The following is a 16,422-nucleotide window of genomic DNA, read 5'->3' as shown; positions in this document are numbered from 1 at the left end:
ATTTATTTATTGCGTTTTAAAATTTCGTCTTTATTGTTGGGTTTGAAAGATGCGCCGGCGCATCTCATCACGGCGTCAAAGCCGTAACGGGTCTTCATTCTGTCCATGGCTTGATACAGGGCAAGCATTTCTTCGGTATCATTGAATAGGTCAATCTGATAGGTTCCCCTGACCAGCCCGCTGAAGCGGACTCCTATGAGGCGCAGCCTCATTCGGCGCTGGTAGAGCTTGGTAAAGAGATCAGTGACGGTCTGGGTGAGAATATGATCCGCTGAGGTATAGGGCACCCTTGACTGCTTGGTTTCGGTATCAAAATTGGCGTACCTGATTTTAACGGTCACCGTTGAAGTGAGCCATTCTTCTGCCCGCAGCTGGTAGGCCAGTTTCTCCACCATGCCCTGCAGGATTCTGTTTAATTTTAATAGATCAATGGTGTCCTGTGAGAAAGTATGTTCGGTTGAGATTGACTTTCTTTCCGTATAGGGCTCCACAGGCGTGTTGTCAATCCCATTGGCTTTTTTCCAGAGCTCGGTTCCGTTTTTGCCGATCATCTGCTGCAGGGATTCGGCTGGCATTTCAGAGAGCGTCTGAATGGTTCGGATGCCGATTCGCGAAAGCAGCTCAAAGGTTTTCTGTCCGACCATCGGGATTTTTCTAATGGAGAGCGGATTCAAAAAGGACTGCACCAGGTGCTCGGGAATTTCAAGGTTCTGCTTCTGCTTGCCCTCGCCGGTTCCGATTTTCGAAACGGTTTTGTTGACCGAAAGCGCAAAGGTGAGGGGGAGCCCCGTTTCTTTTGTGATGCGCTGTGCCAGTTCATCAGTCCATCTGTAGCTGCCGTAGAATCTATCCATGCCGGTAATGTCCAGATAAAATTCATCAATGCTGGCTTTTTCCACTACGGGCGCCTTTTCCTGAATGATTTCGGTAATCTCGTGGGAAAGCCTGGAATAGAGTTCCATGTCGCCTTTCATAATTTTTGCCTGAGGGCAGAGCTTCATGGCCATATGGATCGGCATGGCCGAGCGCACGCCGAATTTTCTGGCTTCATAGGAGCACGAAGCCACAACGCCTCTGTCGCCGCCGCCGATGATAAGCGGTATGCCGTTAAGTTCAGAATTTGTCAGCCTTTCGCAGGAGACGAAAAACGTGTTCATGTCGATGTGTACAATAGCCCTGCTCATAATCTTAATCATTTTATACTTGTCAAAATTAGTACAGTCAATAACAATTTTTAAAAATAAAATGTTCTAATTAATAACAAAATTAAAAAAGCCTTATTTTTCAGGGCATAAAAAAAGCACCGGTTTAGGTGCTTTTTTGCTTTATTAAGAATTTACGGAAGGATCAGAATTATTCTGAAGCAGGCTCTTCGCCGGTCGGCTGGCCGGCTGTTTTCTTCATTAGAATGTAAAAATCCCGCAGATGCCACCATGCCGGGCAGCGGTCTACAGGACCGTTAAAGTTTCTTATAGTCGAATAGCAGCTGTTGAGGAAAACCTGCGTGTCGGTAATATTTGCCCATTCCGTCAATCTAACTTCCTTTGGTGGAGGATTGTTCTCAAAATGGCGTTTTATTTCTTCATGGTTCATGCTGTAAAATTAATCAAAAAACTATAATCTGTCAAGACCTGAAGCCTTGTATATGCTATAGTGCAGCAGCAATTCCAGTTAAAATCGGCTTCATTTTTCATGCGGGTTATTTTTTGCCTGGTACTTTTAATAAATCACTTATCTTATATCTTTTTCTGTTACCAAAAGGGCTGTAACTTTTAATTTTCATTGTGTCTTATATTTTCCTGTAGTTGTTACTTTTTTTACGCCTAAAATTGCCAGCGCTTCTTTTGTACTGGCAGATTGCTCCGTACATTTATTTAAAATTAAAATAATGCCTTTCTCTAACTTTTAAACAAGAAAATAAATGACGCTTTTCTGGTTTCTATTTTTTTTGGGACGCAAGTTTATACAGCCGTATTCATTTAAATCCTATATGCACCTGTGATACGCGGCAGGGGAGTTTTTTTTACATCATAAGGGGCTGGATTTATAGAACAGCGGCCAGGTGATCAAGGGGTGGGTGCCGATATTGTCTATATAGTTGATGCGGATCACTGGTTTTTTAGGTTTGATTTGTTGTTTTTTTTAGAGCTTTTCCCGCTATCCGCTGCAATCTTCTGCGCCGAACCCCGGCACAGAAGGATTTCCGCTGCTATTGGGGCTAAAAAGTTAAATAGACAATTTGGAATAATCCAATTTCTGACCTCAATGGAACAACAGACAATAGTAAAAGTTATTTTTGCAACCCAAAAAATAGCAGCTCCACTTTTAAACAAGAAAATAAATGACGCTTTTCTGGTTTCTATTTCTTTTTGGGATATAGTTTATATAACCGTATTCATTTAAATCCTTTATGCACCTGTGATACGTGGCAGGGCCGGTTATCTTGGCTATTTTCATAATTTCATGCCTGTAGGCTTTGATAGGATTGATGTTGCCTTCATTTGCTCTGAATTGAAGCAGTGCCGCAAAAATTCCAATATGGGTAATGCTGATGCGCTGGTCTTTTTCTATCGATCTAAAGAATTCCGTTAAAGGGTTTAATTGTTCCATCATTGCTGTATTTTAGATTTTATTCCTTTTTGGACAGATTGTTTCGGCAATGCTGCTGCCTGGTTTTTTGATGAAGCTGTCTGGATTTTACGAAAATGCTGGTCATAGATATTCAATGATCTAAACTGAGGATTGGCCTCTATATAAATTTGATTTTCTCTTCCATTTTTAATCAGCACAGCAGATACTCTGTCACCCTGCCTTAAAGCATTTTTCAGTTTCTCTATTTCGTATTGGCTGGATATCTTTAAAGGAATGGCCTTTAAAGTCTTTTCTAAATCATAAGCATATTCATTTCGAAATTCTTTTAAGTGATAACTGCCCGAAGCGTCTTTATCATTAAAGTCGAGCTGAAACCATGATTGGTTATGCGCTACAGAACGGCCTGACAATAAATTATAAGCTTCATTCACTTTAAAATTGTTTTCCAGCCCATTTTTAAAATAATATTCCCTGCTGTCTTCTGGTCTAGAATTATTCTGCAGGCTGCTTTTAAATCCATCAAGTTCAAAATGCCCTTCAGCATTTTTTGAAAAGGAAAGGGTATGAGTGATCTTTTCTTTTTCATTAAGGCAGTAGGAGAGAGGAATGCTGAAATTTTCCTGTTTTTTGTCAATAAGATTTTTTAATTTTTCGGATAAATCAGGAAAGCCGATACGCTGCACTTCCTCGTTAAGAGAATTGAAGTTTCTCTCGTCTTTTTTTGCCTCACTGCGAAGTGAAAGCTGATTTTGCGTGCTGGTGATTATTTTCCTCAGGATACGTGAAATGAGACTTGGATACAATTGTTTTGACATCCTGTGGATTTCCATTTTAAGGATTCGAAGCGTATGCTGCTCCTCAATATTTTTTGAAGATCTGTATTTCGTTCTGATTCTCTCGAACTGCCGCAGTTTCTCGGCCAATAAAGATCTGTTTTCTGCCGGAGTAATTGAAAACAGCGTACCCAAACGCTCCTCTCTTGCTTTCCATTGGCTGAATTCCATTTCTACTCTATTTACGGGAAACTGCGGGTTCATCATCTAAACTTTAATAATTTTAAAATCTCTACACCGAATTAGAATGCTGTTTTCTTTTTTTTGGTTTGTTCGCCGAAGGGGTTTCACTGTTCTCGTCAGTGCTCTCAGACTGTTTTTTGCCAGATTGTTTTTCAGATGTTTTTTCTCCTTCTGATTTTTTCTCTTCCTTGCTTTCTCGATGATTGATACGCTGTAGGTTTCCATCATATACATTAAGAGTCTTAAACTGCGGATTTGCTTCCACGAACATTTTGCTTTCAACGCCGCTGACAACAAAAGTCACAGACTGAAGATTTCCTTTTTTAAGTGAGTTCATAAGGTCTTCCTTATATTGCGGCGTACTGAGCTCTTTTATGGAGTGCTTCTCAAGACTGGCTTCCAGATCATAGCCGTAATTCTGATGGTAATGGTTAATCTTAAAATTTCCGGAATTATCTGTCTGTTTAAAATCGAATTTTAACCAAGAATTGTAACTTTCTCCTTCTTTAGTTTTAAGATCTTTATTCACCGAACGGCCTTCCATTAAATTATAGGCTTCTTTGAGTGTAATGCTGGTTGCATCATTATTGATGTAAAAGGTCTGCTGCAGTCCCGGCTTGTTTTCTTCTTTCTGAAGGTTCACACGATAGGAATTAAAAAAGTAAATATCAGTCTGGTCTGACTTCTTGAAGTTCAGCTCAACCGTTACGGTGTCTCTGTTTGGGACGCCATTGTTGATAATGCCGGTGTGCATGATTTTAAAATCCTTATCTCCTTTCAGCATGTTTTCTCTCAATTCAGCATCGAAAGTTTCTCCAAATCCAGTATATTTCAGCTGGTCTTTCAGGTAATTTAAATTATTCTCATTCATAATATTTGTATTTAGGTTGTTTTCTGGTAATTGCTTGTTTTCTCCTGCCAGACGGACAAACTCCGTAAGATCAAGTTTCTCATTGCTGTAGAGGTCAATTCCGCTCTGCATGACTTTCTTTAAGTCCTTTATAAGGGAATCGATCGGCACGCTCTTAAAATAGTCGATATCATTCCTTCCTGCGAGACAATGGTCCTCTGCGCCCATTGATGTCCTGAAAAAAGCAATGTTATCGCAGTCAGCCGGAAGATTAACAGGGTGCGCCGCATAGCGATAGCCTAGTGAAGCCATTTCCTCTGCAAATCTTAACAGCGTTTCGGTTTCATTGATATTTATATTCATAAGCTGCTTTTTTAGTTTTTTAGGATGGTGCTGGGATTATGGCAGCGGGATTACTTTATCGGCCAGATTTTTTTTAACGTTGGCTTCCAAATGCCTACCGCCATTCTTTTCCAGCAGCTGAAGCGTTAAAAGCTTATTGTCTGGAATGGTAAATTTCTCCAGTGCAAAAACTTTTACTACTTCAGACTTATCAGGAATCACCGCAATTGATGAAGTGCAGTACAGCGGCTGAATCTCAATTTCCTGCGAGGCAGTTCGTTTTGATTTTCGCTGGTCTCTTATGAAAAAACGAAGCTGGTCGATATCATAGCTGATTTTGGATTTATTCTCAAATACTACGCGCAGATACAGCACATCCTCATGTATAAAAATGCCGCTGACCTCCAGTTTTATCTGAAACTTAGCTTTTTTTAAGCCGCTGGTCTTTATTTTTTTTGATAATGCCAGTGAAGCAGACTGTTCTATTTTTTTCTGATTTTCGTTCTCTAAAGTAAATAGTACATCCTTACTCGCAGCCGCAGCATTTTGTGCTTTTATATTCAGGTCAGGGCAGTCTTCATTGTAGTTCAGTACAAATACATACAATTTTGCATCAGAGGTGACTACTGTCAGGTTAGTCTGGAAAAAATATTGTCTCGCCGCTTTTACAAGCAGAATATTCTCCACCCCTTTGGCTTTCTGCACCAGAACATCAGCACTGCCTTTATCGATGCTTTTAATCGGGTAGGGAAAAACGATGCTGGTAGTCTTCGAATAGCCGATCTGAAGATTTTTATATTGGTCTTCATAAAAAACAGTTTCCCTGCTCTTTAACTGGGGATAAGCCCAAACAGAAACCAGCAGCAGACTCATTAAAAACAAATAATTAATTCTTTTCATCTTATTCTATTTTATGGTTTTAAATCCTTTTGTTTTTCATCATATAACAGCACCTTGTATCCTGCTTTTACCGCAACTTTTATGAGTTTTACCTTTTTGCTCATAAGACTTTTGGCCGCCTCAATGCCCATTCCCGCAGCCTGTGCTCCCCATGAATCGGTAATACCGGTAAGTCCGAGTGTCTGAATCGACCGGTCGGCAGATGCTTTGGCCACATCCCTGTTAATGGCACCTGGAATGTATATGCCCTCAATTCCGTCAATATCAAAGACCGAGAGCTGCACCGGGAAAATGGAACCATGATGCTGGAGATTTTCTATCTTTATTTCAAGCCTTTCACCTTTCAATGCCGCCATGCCGTATACGAAGGTGTTTTTCGGTATTGTTGTTCCCTGAAGCGTAATATCGGCAGTGAGCCTTAGTTTAACCACCGATCCATTTACAATGGTCTGTGCTTCGTGAACGGCAGCTTCAAGTACATTCTGCTGATGATCTGGATTTAAATCCTCATCTGCCGTGAAAAAAGCGTTCAATTTGAAATTGTCTGCGGGTTTTGTATTTTCTTGAAGTGAGCTGATATTATCTGCTTTACTTTTTAGGTTTACAGAATATACTTTTCCTTTTTTTTGTTCGGAATTCTGTTTTAAACGTTCCTGTACTCTTGAAGGATGCTGGATATCCAGTATATTTTCGAGCATCCCGCCGAGCTGCTGCAGTTCGGGATCCGGCTGAGTTTCGCCCATTGCGGACATCATCTGTTCCAAGTTCTTAATCTGGGCGGATACTTCATTTGATGAGCCGTAGTTTTCAAACTCCCTCATATCCTGCCCGTAATTTTTAACCGGTGCAGGCTGGCTGATGGTTTTCTGTAGCAGCTGCAGCTTTTCGTATATTTTCTGCTCGTTTCTATCCTGCGGGGCCACTGCATTCAAGCCGTTTCTTTTTTTTGAAAAACTCTGGGAGGCAAAATCCAGTTCCGGGAACTCCTTTAAAGATTCTTGAAGAACTTTTTGATTGGAATAGTTGGGATCTTTTTTAATCTGCTCCTGCAGTTTGATGGAATCTACTGCTGCCTGGTCATAGTAGCTCATTTTATTCAAGGATGAATCTTCTTTAAAATTTGGAAGCGGCAGTTTAAAATTAAATCCTTTCTTTATTTCATTTTCAGCCGCTGCGGCTTCCATTCTCCCTCCTCCAAGGGTGTAAAAAAGAATGGTGATAAAAGGAAGTGTTATGATTGGCAGAATCAGAAGCATTTTTCGTTTTTTTGCTTCTTTAATTGATATCGTCTTCTGTTCCATGTTTTTATTTTTTAATCGATTATTTTAATTTTTACAGTCTGCTTTGAAATTTTAACCTTCTGGGCTTCCTTTTCTGAAAAGGCATTATAGAGGTTGTAAAGAAGATAGCCTGCTGATAGGATAACAAATAAGCCGAGAAGAAAAATGAGCTTTCTCTTTGAACATCCTTCCGCCAGACTGCTCATTTTTTCAGACCATTTTTTTTGTGCTGAGAGATAGTGCTTATGGTATGTAAATGCAGTTTCTCGTTTTTTAAACAGTGATTTCATAACCCGTCATTTTCGGTTTTCAACAGTTAAATCCCGGTTTTCAATCGTATTGAAACGTTCAATTAAAAAACCATGCGGATTGTTGTCGCTTCTTGATACATTGCGCAGGCTTCCTTCGGTAATCAGGCTTCTTTTTAAAATGCTGGTGGTTCTGATAATGTTCTGCCGAGAGAAGCATTTAAAGCGGTAGGGATAGTCCCTTGTATCGACAGTTACACTGTCAATCTGTATGGTCTGGCTTATATTTCCTGAAATAATCCCGGAATAAAAGCCGTTTTCTTTCAGGTCATCATAAATTCTTTTAGCACTTTCGTCCGCCAGATAAAGCGCTTTAGTTACATTGGTTTTAATTACCTTATCGTCCGGATCCAGGGTAAAGAAAAACTGGTGAAAAGTTTTAATATGGTCTCTTGCTTCAACAGGCACATTATCTTTTCTGTCCGACGCATAGGCTTCCAGAGCTTTTCCTGCCGCCAGGATGTATATCTTATCCTGCATGCGGCTTACAGTCTGAAAACTTCTGCTTAAAGTGTAACAGCAGATCACAGCGCAGCATATAATAACAAGCATCGTAAATCCTCTCACATATTTAAATGCAGTGTCTATATTTTTCATTTTGGTGAACATGAGCGGATCATTTAAGTTTGTTTTGAATTTCCTTTGAGCCTCTCGCTCATATAGTTTCCTTTCTCCTCAAAATAGGGTGAAGAGGCTGAAGATGCAGACATGCTCTGCGACATCCTTCCTGCGGCATTTCCCATTGAATCCAGAACCATTGCGGTTCCCTGTGATGTCTTGGAAACCGCTGAACTGGCTGAGGTGCTGAAAAGGGTTGTGGTTTTCTGGGCCAGTGCTCCGCCGCCGCCTGCATGGACAATGTAATTAGCTACCGATGGGACAGTGAAGTATCCTATAATGCCGATTATCATAAAAATAAGGTAAGACATGTCGGTCCTGCTGAAAAAGGTATCTCCGGTAGCCAGTACCTGGGAAAGATCCAGTTTGAGCATCAGTTCCTGAATCTTGCCTATAATGCTGCCAAATATATTGGCAACCGGCAGCCACAGATAAATATTGATATATCTGGCCAGCCAGACCGTAAGGGTATGCTGGAATCCGTCAAAGACCGCTATTCCAAAAACAAGAGGTCCCAGGATGGAGAGGACAACCAGCTGAAATGTTCTCAGTGTATCAATGCATAAGGCCGCCGCCTCGAACAAAACTCTCAGTACCTCGCTCAGCCATTCCTTGACTGAGTTCCTAAAACTGTACGAAGCCTTTTCCATTGCAAACTTGATGTCGTTGCCTATTCCTGCCAGCATGCTCTCACTTGATGGGTCGGCTCCGTCATGGGTGTATTTATACCATCTGTTCCGGTCCCCGGCGCCCGCCGCACCAACATACATTTTCCAGGGATCTGTTTCTTTAATAGCCTTTTCTTTTTCTTTTAATAATACTGCAACTGCATTATTGGATCCTGTTACCATAGCGGCAGTTGCCGTAACTGTGGGTTTCATAACCACGTTGATAAGAGCAAGGACAGATGGGAAAATCATGATGCAGAATCCGATTACAAAGGGACGGAACAGCGGATAGAAATCAATCGGTTCGGCGCTTGCTATATGTCTCCATACTCTGGAGGCGATATACCAGATTGTGCCGAATCCTGCGATTCCCTGTCCGACCGCTAGAAGATTGCTGCACAAAGGGATCATTTCATCGTAAAGCTGGTCTAAAACGGAATGAAGGCTCTGCATATCATCGCCTAATCCTTGAGCCCTAATCAAACAAGGCAGCTGGAACAGAATTGCAGAAAGAATTTTATTTTTGTTTTTTAATGAGAGTTTCATATTGTTGTTATTCTTTAGTTATCGAAGAGTCTCAGAAGCCTGCACATCATTTCTTTCCTTTGCCCGCTGCAGCAGCAGTATGTTTGAAGAGGCATTAAAGTCCCGCAGAAACACCAGTTTATCCTGCATCTCAAGAAAAATAGTATCAACCGCTTCAAGCCGTTCATCATCTGACATTCTCAGCTTGTCTGCTGTAACCACCATCGTAAGTTCATCAAGATTGCGCAGGCTGAGGTTAAGCAGATTGCCGTAAACGGTTTCAAAATACTTCAGCTCCCTTTCACTGAAGTTCCCGCTTTTTGAAAATGTGGTCAGTCCGTTCCTGCTTTCTTTGACCAGCAGAATCTGATAATTTATAATGTCTCCGACCTTTTTGTAATTTTTTACCATCGGGCTGACCTGCATCAGGGCATCCAGAAAGGTTTTATGAAGGCTGAAGTTTCCTTCCGACATATCTTTAACCGTCTTGTATCCTCCTGAAAGCAATTCATATCCCTTTTTCATATCACTGAGAATCTTTTTGAACTGCGATAGTTTTTCAATGTTGAGGATCAGCTGCTGTATCTCTGCTGACTGGGCATGTGCTTTTTCAGGAATAATTGAAAAGCACATAATCAGTCCTACAACCAGTATTTTTTTCATGACAATTTGTTTCATAATCCGTAAACAGCACTTGCATTTTTAGAGTCCTTTTTTTCTGATGTCTTGGATACAGACAGCAGTCTGGCATCATTGCTGAAAGAGATGCAGAAATTGTAATCTTCCAGCATTGTTTCATGCAGCGCGTCAATACGTTCAATTCTCTGGTCGTCTTTAAGCTCTAGGCTGGCATCGGCAGTGACTGACAGAAGCTGTTCCAGTGTATCGCTGCAGTTCTGCAGCAGTCTTTCAAACGAACGCTCAATATAATCCAGCTCGCTGCCGTGAAATAAGTCTGCTGTTTTTAGATCTGCAGAAGTCCTTTTACAGATTTTCATTATTTTAAACTGCATTGAAATAATTTCAGCGGTCTTATAATAGTTTCTGACTTTTGGATTAATTTTAAAAAGCGATGCGAAATAATCGCCATGCAGATTTACCTCTCCTTTTTTGGCATCACCAATAACATTGAGTCCTTTTGACACAGCAGAATATCCTTTTTTAGCATAGTCTATATATACCTGAAGCGCGGCAATCTGAAGCAGGAGTTCTTTTCTCTGCTTTGCCTGAGCCTGTATTCCCAGAGGGAAAATGATAAGCATCGAGAATATAAAAAACAGTTTTTTCATGATGATTGTTTTTAAATTATGGAATTCCGTAAAATTGTTTTACTCTATTTACATCTGCTTCCGTTTTAGCCCGCTGCAGGCTCAGCAGCATGTTCTGCTGGTTAAACATTTTAAGGTCATCGTAATTGGCATCAATCTGGTCTGCGGCTTTATTGATAATTTCAAGCCTTTTCAGATCGCTCATCTGGGTGGTAAAGGAGTCCAGTATCAAAAAGATCTGGTCAATATTCTTTACGCTTTCCTCCAGTATTCCGGTGTAGACACGCTCCATGTACAAAATCTCACTTTCTTTAAAATGAGTGTCTCTTTTAAAAAGGTTCCACGCTCTTTGATATTCTTCGACGAGTCTTGTCTGTTTTTTTGTAATTTCCTTTATCCTCTGGTAATAGGTGATAATGGATTTTACCTTCGCCAGCTCTTCATAGTATCCTTTATAGAGATCTTTCTGTTTCTGCGTCCAGTCTGAGATTTCGTCGAGTTTTAATTTAGACAGGACATTTTCGACCTGCTTCTGCGCGTTCTGGAGCCATATCGTTTTATTCTGCAGTTTCTGGATCCGCAGATCAATTGCCTTAATTACTTTTTTGGTTACCGCTTTTACTATTTCAAGAATGGGCAGTGCCGCCGTTTTTTCAGCCGGTCTGGCCGGAGTGCCGATAAGCAGCAGGCAGATCAGACAGGCCGTGATTTTTGTTTTCATTTTTCTCTTTCATTAATTTCCATTTCGCATTTCCTGAGCCATAGCGGCAATTCCTTTTTTGATGTCGCCGCCGAACTTTTGGGCGTACGCGTTCATTTTCACTTTCTCGCTTTCCTCGGTTGTGTAGGCAAGATATTCCTCCAGCGACACCTCTGTCCTGTAAACCTTTGAAAGCATTCCTCCCAGAGAGATAAAGACTTCCTTGTATTTTTTTGCGGGATCATTGGCTTTATTTACCGAAAGCACCAGTGCTTTTTCTTTGTCGGTAAGGCCGAGAAGTTCCTGTATCTGGTCAAATTTATTCTGGTACTTGCTCTGGTCCAGCAGGATTTTGCAGTCACTGTTGTTGATAATGGCCTGTTTCACCACAGGTGAAGAAATAATATCTTCAACCTCCTGGGTCACTACTATGGCTTCTCCAAAGAATTTACGAACGGTCTTGAATAAATACCGTAAATATTCTGCCATCCCTTCCTTGGCAATAGCTTTCCAGGCTTCTTCAATTAAAATCATTTTTCGGATGCCTTTCAGCTTGCGCATCTTGTTGATAAATACTTCCATGATGATTATGGTTACCACTGGAAAAAGAATCGGATGGTCCTTGATATTGTCGAGTTCAAATACTATAAATCTTTCCTTTAGCAGGTTTAGATTTTCTGTTGCATTCAACAAATAGTCAAACTCGCCTCCTTTGTAGTAAGGACGAAGCACATAGAGAAAATTGTTTACGTCAAAGTCTTTTTCTTTTACTTTGTCGCTTTCGAGTATGGAAACAAAATCATCTTTTAGAAATTCATAAAAGCTGTTAAAACACGGAAAGACAGCAGCATTAATCTCCAACTTTTCATAATACAGCTGGAGCGCATTGGAAAGTGCCACATATTCGCTTCGGTTAAAGGTTTCATCGTCTTTTTTCCAGAGTGCAAGCAGCAGGGTTTTAATGCTTTCTTTTTTCTCAGTATCCAGATTGTCTCCCTCTGAAATATAAAAGGGATTAAAACGGATAGGATTTTTTTCATCATAAGTAAAATAATAGCCGCTGACCATATCACAGAGCCCCTTATAGCTGTGCCCGACATCCACCAGTACAATATGGGTTCCCTGTTCGTAATAGCTTCTCACCATATGATTGGTAAAAAAGGACTTGCCGCTTCCTGAAGGCCCGAGAATAAATTTGTTTCTGTTGGTGCAGATTCCCATTTTGACGGGCTCATCGCTGATGTCCACATGAACCGGCTTTCCCGTCAGACGGTCGCCGAGTCTTATGCCGCAGGGACTCAGCGATGATCTGTAACCTGTTTCCATATTCAGAAAGCAGACTGCCTGCTCCGTGAAGGTGTCAAAAGTGTCATTCATGGGAAAGTCCGCCGCGTTTCCCGGGATTCCCGCCCAGTAGATCTGCGGGGCTCCGACAGTTTCCTGCTTAGCCGCCGCATCCATCTGGGCAAGGGCAGAGGAGACTTTGTTTTTAATATCCTTAAGCTTTTCCTTACTGGTGCTCCAGCATAGCACATTAAAATGAGCCTTAACGGGAAGCCTCTGCTGGGAAACAGCTTCATTTAAAAAGTCATTCGCTGCATCCCTTGCAATCATATTTTCCCTGCTGTAGGCGGACAAAGACTGAAGCCTTAATCTTTTGCTTTCCAGCTTTTGGATTGTTTTCTGGGCATCTTCAATAAACAGATACTGATTATAGATATGGCTGCAGGACAAGAGCTGGCCGAGAGTGGAGGCAAAGCCGACACTGAACTTGGTTTTATCCGTCGAATAACGGTCAAAGTTGATTCGTGATCCGCATAACGCCGGCAGATCAGCGGCATCTCCCAGAGTGAAAAGCTGGCAGTGTTTGTCGCCCACCGATAAGCCTTCATCAAATTTGATATCATTAAAAACAAATGAATCCTCCCTTTCAGCTAAGAAGCAGTACTTTTCGATCAGCCCAATTTTTCTGCTCTCGCTTTTAAGCGCTTCATTTTTCAGTCTGGCCAGCTTGACAAACCCGCCGTCTTCCATAATTCTCTTAAACTGTCCGCAGGCATCTTCAAAATCCTGCAGCAGCTGCTGGCTTAGAACATCTTCTGGAACAATGGAGCTTCTCAGCAGATTAGAAAAAAGGGAGCTTGAATTCTTTCTTCCCTGCGGTTTCTTGGTCAGCATAATATAACAGGAATGCTCCAGAAAGGGTCTCTCATTGAAAAAACGTTCGCTGCTTCTGGTTAAAAAACTGCTGTCATCTCCTGAAAAATCAGCTTTATAGGCATTTTCTAAAAACCAGTCCTGTTTATGAAAAATGCAGAACTTAGGAAGAACTTTAATGGCTTTAATCCATGACTGGTGAAAAGCTTCGTACTCCTGATCGGATAAGGTAAAAATCTCAGGAAGTTCCGCTTTAAAAACCACCGTCACATCTCCCTGTTTTGATAAAATGCAATCATGTTCCACTGCCATTATCGGCAGTATATTTTCCATCCTCTTCTCCATCTTTCTTTCATTTTACTTCTAACGTCTTATAGCTATCTCTTTATAAAAATATCCCTGCTGTAAACCTTGATATGCTTTGGAATCTGTTTTCTCGCAAGAGCTTTCATCATTCCATACTCACCGTACTTATTGCTCATTCTATAAATCTTGAAGACAAGAAATGCTCCTGCTGTTCCAATCAAACCTACGCATACAAGAGAAGGCAGACCGATGATATACATGATAGCAAAGAGAATCATGAGTGAGACGACGCCTCCGCCCAGGTACCAGATGTACTGTGCCTTAAGCCCTTTGAATTCAATACTCTGATTGATTCCCTTATTAATCTGGTAAACACTGCTGCTCATGACCGGTTATTGGCTAAACGCCGAAAAAGGATTTAATTACGGTTGCCACCACAACCAGAAATACGCAGCTCCCAAACCAGGCAGCGGCAACTTTTCCTGTATCGGGATCTCCCGCATTCCATTTCTGATACACCTTAACTGCGCCTATCAGGCCGAGTATGGCACCTACTGCGTACATGAGTTCAGTGCCCGCGTCAAAATAACTTCTCACTTTCTGGTTGGCTTCATTAATTCCCGCCACGCCGTCCTGTGCGTATCCCGTGCCATTAATCAGCAGCAATAAAAGAATTGCAGTGGCCTGCACTTTATTCTTTTTCCAAAAACACTTTAATTTCCAGCTACATTTTTTCATCATACATCATTTTTAAAGTTATTTCATTATTAAAAAGCAGAGGAATACCGCCGTTGCAGCTCTATTTTCTTGTCACATAAAGCCATACCGCACCAGAGAGAACGGGGGTGATTCCTCTGCTGGATTTTAGAAAACCGATTCTTCCCAGAGACTGTCTGCCTCGCTTAAAGTCAAAAGCAGAGCAGGGTATTTTCCAGATTCGGAAACAATCAGTTTATTGATGCTTTCTCTAAGCGAAGAAATCTTTACATAGGGATATTCTTCAAGAAGCATTCTTAAGTAGTTTTGAAACTGTTCTTTTGATAAGCCTTTTTCTGCGCTTTCTGCAGCAGCCTGCTGTATGCGGACTGAAAGCTGTTCTGCATCATCTAAAGTGTCAAATGATTCTGAGAAGGAATCCGAAATGGATTTTGCTTCCTTTGTATTTTCCGTATTACTTTTAAAAGAGGGGAGTTTAAGTTTCTTTTCCCCTGAGAAGATTTTTTTTAAATCTCCGCTGTAAAATTTTAGCACTATAAATAAATACCAGATTATTACCGCTGTACCTATTACAGCCAGATAGCTGTTCCATGAAACATTTGTAAACATAGTCATCATCATTTATCGTTCGACATTTTTCTCATTTCTATAAATCATGTTATCTGAATCAGATATGATTTATTTTACGGGTCAAAGGAACGACTAGAACTTAGAGCGTACAAGTCCAGCTTTTTGCTGTACCCCGGCTGTACCCTGCTGGACCCGCAGTAAAATCAGGAGAAAAAAAATGAAAAAAAATAAGTTTTAATTAGAAGAGTTTGGCTTATAAAATTTTTTTAGCAGAGCGTTTAATAATTGCTTTTTCTCAGAAAGAAGCAGCCCCAATACCTGCTTATGCAATATTGGGGTTTTAGGAAGGAAAAACTCAGAAGTTTTTAGTAGTTCCTAATTTTTTTAATGATATTCTCGAGGGTTTCAATCGCAATTTCCTTGTCGCGTTCCTCTATCGAATAGGCCTTGCTTCTCATGGAGTCATAAGAAAGGGTGCTCTTGCTGGGAGTGGAAAGAAATGGAACTATTTTTTTAAAGAGCTGGTTCATCGATTTGGAAACCAGAACATTTAATTCCTGTGAAGCTCTTAATATGAGAGCCGTCTGGTCGGTTGACAGCTGGCAGGTAACCTTATCTTCGTCCTTTACGACAGGCTTTGACAAAGAAGGGCTTTCGATTTTAAGCACAGCTGAGGTTTCCTCAGCAGCAAACTGCTGTTCTTTCTCTAAAAACAGCAGTTCCTGTTCAAACCACTGGTGGATTAATTTCCTTAGATCGGGATAATTTTTATACAGGGAAATAGTGCTGTTGGTGTATATCTGATTCAGTTGCTTGGAATAAAGAAGCAGGCGCTCCCTTTTTTCTTTTAAACTTTCGCACTCGTTTATATTAGCTGACAGCAGGCTGGTCAGATAGTTAATATAAAGGGGACTGTTGAAGTTGAGATGTATGAGAACTTCATCCAAATCATTAAACAGGCTGTTTTCTCTATGATTTAATTTTAAAGATTCCAGTTTTTTGATCAGCTGCTTTCTATACAGGACGTCCCGAAATGTGATTTTTTCATTTTTTGATGAGTTTGCAAATCGGTATAATTCGCTGAAAACAATTTCAGAAGCTGTTTTGCTGCAGGAATGAAACTGCGGTCTGCCGGCCAGAAGGCCGATCTTCTTTTTCAGCTTTTTCTTTACCGATGCCGCATAAAGCCCTGGCATTCTTGAATCCTGGCTTAGAAACTGGTCAAATCGGGATTCCATGAAATTCAGGAGTTCATCCAGACAGGACATCAGGGTGCTGATTACTTTTCGATGGCTGTTCTGTTCGGGACCATTTGTCTTTTCTATGAGCATCAGGCTGTTCCAAAGATTGACCAGCGAGCTGTGATAGTTTCCTATAAGCACTTTTATCTGTTTTTCTTTGGTGAGCGAGAAAACCTGAATAGTCATCTTGGACTGGATCAGCTGGGTTTCCAGGACAGCCTTTTCCATTATTTCTTTGGACTGCTGCTGGGTCAGCTCTATAAAATTATTCTTTCTGGGATTTAGATTAAGTGTAACCATAGCATCCAGCCATTCCAATAGATAGGGTTGCGTCATGTCTTCATTTTTTAGTAAATACCGCTCC

General features: G+C 40.9%; 18 protein-coding genes. All 18 read right to left on the bottom strand.

Going from position 1 to position 16,422, the window contains the following annotated elements:
- Positions 1–2: 2 nt before the first annotated feature.
- The gene (gene dinB / locus J0383_RS02115) at positions 3–1,184 is read right to left on the bottom strand and encodes a DNA polymerase IV (protein WP_207298637.1); all 1,182 of its coding nucleotides are present in this window, start codon (positions 1,182–1,184) and stop codon (positions 3–5) included.
- Positions 1,185–1,353: 169 nt separating this feature from the next.
- Positions 1,354–1,593 (bottom strand): DUF6965 family protein, encoded by a 240-nt coding sequence (locus J0383_RS02110; RefSeq protein ID WP_207296808.1) that lies wholly within the window; start codon positions 1,591–1,593, stop codon positions 1,354–1,356.
- 732 nt (positions 1,594–2,325) lie between these two features.
- A complete protein-coding gene (locus J0383_RS02105) occupies positions 2,326–2,610 on the bottom strand; it encodes a hypothetical protein (RefSeq protein ID WP_207296807.1) in 285 nt (94 codons plus the stop codon).
- Positions 2,610–3,632: a hypothetical protein gene (locus J0383_RS02100; protein ID WP_207296806.1), complete on the bottom strand. Its 1,023-nt coding sequence runs from the start codon at positions 3,630–3,632 to the stop codon at positions 2,610–2,612. The genes J0383_RS02105 and J0383_RS02100 overlap by 1 nt, the downstream gene beginning before the upstream one ends.
- Positions 3,633–3,657: 25 nt before the next feature.
- On the bottom strand, positions 3,658–4,821 hold the full coding sequence (locus J0383_RS02095; protein WP_207296805.1) for a hypothetical protein: 1,164 nt from the start codon (positions 4,819–4,821) through the stop codon (positions 3,658–3,660).
- A 36-nt stretch (positions 4,822–4,857) separates the two neighbouring features.
- Positions 4,858–5,700 carry a conjugative transposon protein TraN gene (gene traN / locus J0383_RS02090; RefSeq protein ID WP_207296804.1) on the bottom strand — a complete coding sequence of 281 codons (843 nt, stop codon included), beginning with the start codon at positions 5,698–5,700 and terminating at the stop codon, positions 4,858–4,860.
- An 11-nt stretch (positions 5,701–5,711) separates the two neighbouring features.
- Positions 5,712–7,001, bottom strand: a complete 1,290-nt coding sequence (gene traM / locus J0383_RS02085) for a conjugative transposon protein TraM (protein WP_207296803.1) — start codon at positions 6,999–7,001, stop codon at positions 5,712–5,714.
- A gap of 11 nt (positions 7,002–7,012) precedes the next feature.
- Positions 7,013–7,270 (bottom strand): hypothetical protein, encoded by a 258-nt coding sequence (locus tag J0383_RS02080; RefSeq protein ID WP_207296802.1) that lies wholly within the window; start codon positions 7,268–7,270, stop codon positions 7,013–7,015.
- A 6-nt stretch (positions 7,271–7,276) separates the two neighbouring features.
- On the bottom strand, positions 7,277–7,885 hold the full coding sequence (traK, locus tag J0383_RS02075; protein WP_239023216.1) for a conjugative transposon protein TraK: 609 nt from the start codon (positions 7,883–7,885) through the stop codon (positions 7,277–7,279).
- Between the two features lie 23 nt (positions 7,886–7,908).
- Entirely contained in the window at positions 7,909–9,120 is a 1,212-nt protein-coding gene (gene traJ, locus J0383_RS02070; RefSeq protein ID WP_207296800.1) for a conjugative transposon protein TraJ, read from the bottom strand.
- A gap of 18 nt (positions 9,121–9,138) precedes the next feature.
- Positions 9,139–9,762, bottom strand: coding sequence for a TerB family tellurite resistance protein (locus tag J0383_RS02065; RefSeq protein WP_207296799.1), 624 nt, complete (start codon positions 9,760–9,762; stop codon positions 9,139–9,141).
- An 11-nt stretch (positions 9,763–9,773) separates the two neighbouring features.
- On the bottom strand, positions 9,774–10,388 hold the full coding sequence (locus tag J0383_RS02060; protein ID WP_207296798.1) for a hypothetical protein: 615 nt from the start codon (positions 10,386–10,388) through the stop codon (positions 9,774–9,776).
- A 16-nt stretch (positions 10,389–10,404) separates the two neighbouring features.
- Positions 10,405–11,088: a conjugal transfer protein TraI gene (locus J0383_RS02055; protein ID WP_207296797.1), complete on the bottom strand. Its 684-nt coding sequence runs from the start codon at positions 11,086–11,088 to the stop codon at positions 10,405–10,407.
- Between the two features lie 12 nt (positions 11,089–11,100).
- Positions 11,101–13,569, bottom strand: coding sequence for a TraG family conjugative transposon ATPase (locus tag J0383_RS02050; RefSeq protein ID WP_207296796.1), 2,469 nt, complete (start codon positions 13,567–13,569; stop codon positions 11,101–11,103).
- Positions 13,570–13,601: 32 nt separating this feature from the next.
- Complete coding sequence (locus J0383_RS02045; protein ID WP_207296795.1) at positions 13,602–13,916, bottom strand: DUF4133 domain-containing protein; 315 nt, start codon at positions 13,914–13,916, stop codon at positions 13,602–13,604.
- Positions 13,917–13,929: 13 nt separating this feature from the next.
- A complete protein-coding gene (locus J0383_RS02040) occupies positions 13,930–14,268 on the bottom strand; it encodes a DUF4134 domain-containing protein (protein ID WP_207298636.1) in 339 nt (112 codons plus the stop codon).
- Between the two features lie 126 nt (positions 14,269–14,394).
- Positions 14,395–14,856, bottom strand: coding sequence for a hypothetical protein (locus tag J0383_RS02035; RefSeq protein WP_207296794.1), 462 nt, complete (start codon positions 14,854–14,856; stop codon positions 14,395–14,397).
- Between the two features lie 326 nt (positions 14,857–15,182).
- Positions 15,183–16,394 carry a hypothetical protein gene (locus J0383_RS02030; protein ID WP_207296793.1) on the bottom strand — a complete coding sequence of 404 codons (1,212 nt, stop codon included), beginning with the start codon at positions 16,392–16,394 and terminating at the stop codon, positions 15,183–15,185.
- Positions 16,395–16,422: the final 28 nt, after the last annotated feature.

This window comes from Flavobacterium endoglycinae, from assembly GCF_017352115.1.
GTDB classification, from domain to species: Bacteria; Bacteroidota; Bacteroidia; order Flavobacteriales; family Flavobacteriaceae; genus Flavobacterium; species Flavobacterium endoglycinae.
Note: the sequence above shows the minus strand (reverse complement) of the source record. Positions and strands in the feature narration are given on the sequence as shown.

Coding starts and splice junctions, on each gene's coding strand:
- J0383_RS02065 (WP_207296799.1), bottom strand. CDS start 9,762: ATGAAAAAAATACTGGTTGTAGGACTGATTATGTGCTTTTCAATTATT.
- J0383_RS02060 (WP_207296798.1), bottom strand. CDS start 10,388: ATGAAAAAACTGTTTTTTATATTCTCGATGCTTATCATTTTCCCTCTG.
- J0383_RS02100 (WP_207296806.1), bottom strand. CDS start 3,632: ATGATGAACCCGCAGTTTCCCGTAAATAGAGTAGAAATGGAATTCAGC.
- dinB (WP_207298637.1), bottom strand. CDS start 1,184: ATGAGCAGGGCTATTGTACACATCGACATGAACACGTTTTTCGTCTCC.
- traJ (WP_207296800.1), bottom strand. CDS start 9,120: ATGAAACTCTCATTAAAAAACAAAAATAAAATTCTTTCTGCAATTCTG.
- J0383_RS02095 (WP_207296805.1), bottom strand. CDS start 4,821: ATGAATATAAATATCAATGAAACCGAAACGCTGTTAAGATTTGCAGAG.
- traN (WP_207296804.1), bottom strand. CDS start 5,700: ATGAAAAGAATTAATTATTTGTTTTTAATGAGTCTGCTGCTGGTTTCT.
- J0383_RS02105 (WP_207296807.1), bottom strand. CDS start 2,610: ATGGAACAATTAAACCCTTTAACGGAATTCTTTAGATCGATAGAAAAA.
- J0383_RS02080 (WP_207296802.1), bottom strand. CDS start 7,270: ATGAAATCACTGTTTAAAAAACGAGAAACTGCATTTACATACCATAAG.
- J0383_RS02030 (WP_207296793.1), bottom strand. CDS start 16,394: ATGACGCAACCCTATCTATTGGAATGGCTGGATGCTATGGTTACACTT.
- traK (WP_239023216.1), bottom strand. CDS start 7,885: ATGAAAAATATAGACACTGCATTTAAATATGTGAGAGGATTTACGATG.
- J0383_RS02045 (WP_207296795.1), bottom strand. CDS start 13,916: ATGAGCAGCAGTGTTTACCAGATTAATAAGGGAATCAATCAGAGTATT.
- J0383_RS02050 (WP_207296796.1), bottom strand. CDS start 13,569: ATGGAGAAGAGGATGGAAAATATACTGCCGATAATGGCAGTGGAACAT.
- traM (WP_207296803.1), bottom strand. CDS start 7,001: ATGGAACAGAAGACGATATCAATTAAAGAAGCAAAAAAACGAAAAATG.
- J0383_RS02040 (WP_207298636.1), bottom strand. CDS start 14,268: ATGAAAAAATGTAGCTGGAAATTAAAGTGTTTTTGGAAAAAGAATAAA.
- J0383_RS02055 (WP_207296797.1), bottom strand. CDS start 11,088: ATGAAAACAAAAATCACGGCCTGTCTGATCTGCCTGCTGCTTATCGGC.
- J0383_RS02110 (WP_207296808.1), bottom strand. CDS start 1,593: ATGAACCATGAAGAAATAAAACGCCATTTTGAGAACAATCCTCCACCA.
- J0383_RS02035 (WP_207296794.1), bottom strand. CDS start 14,856: ATGTTTACAAATGTTTCATGGAACAGCTATCTGGCTGTAATAGGTACA.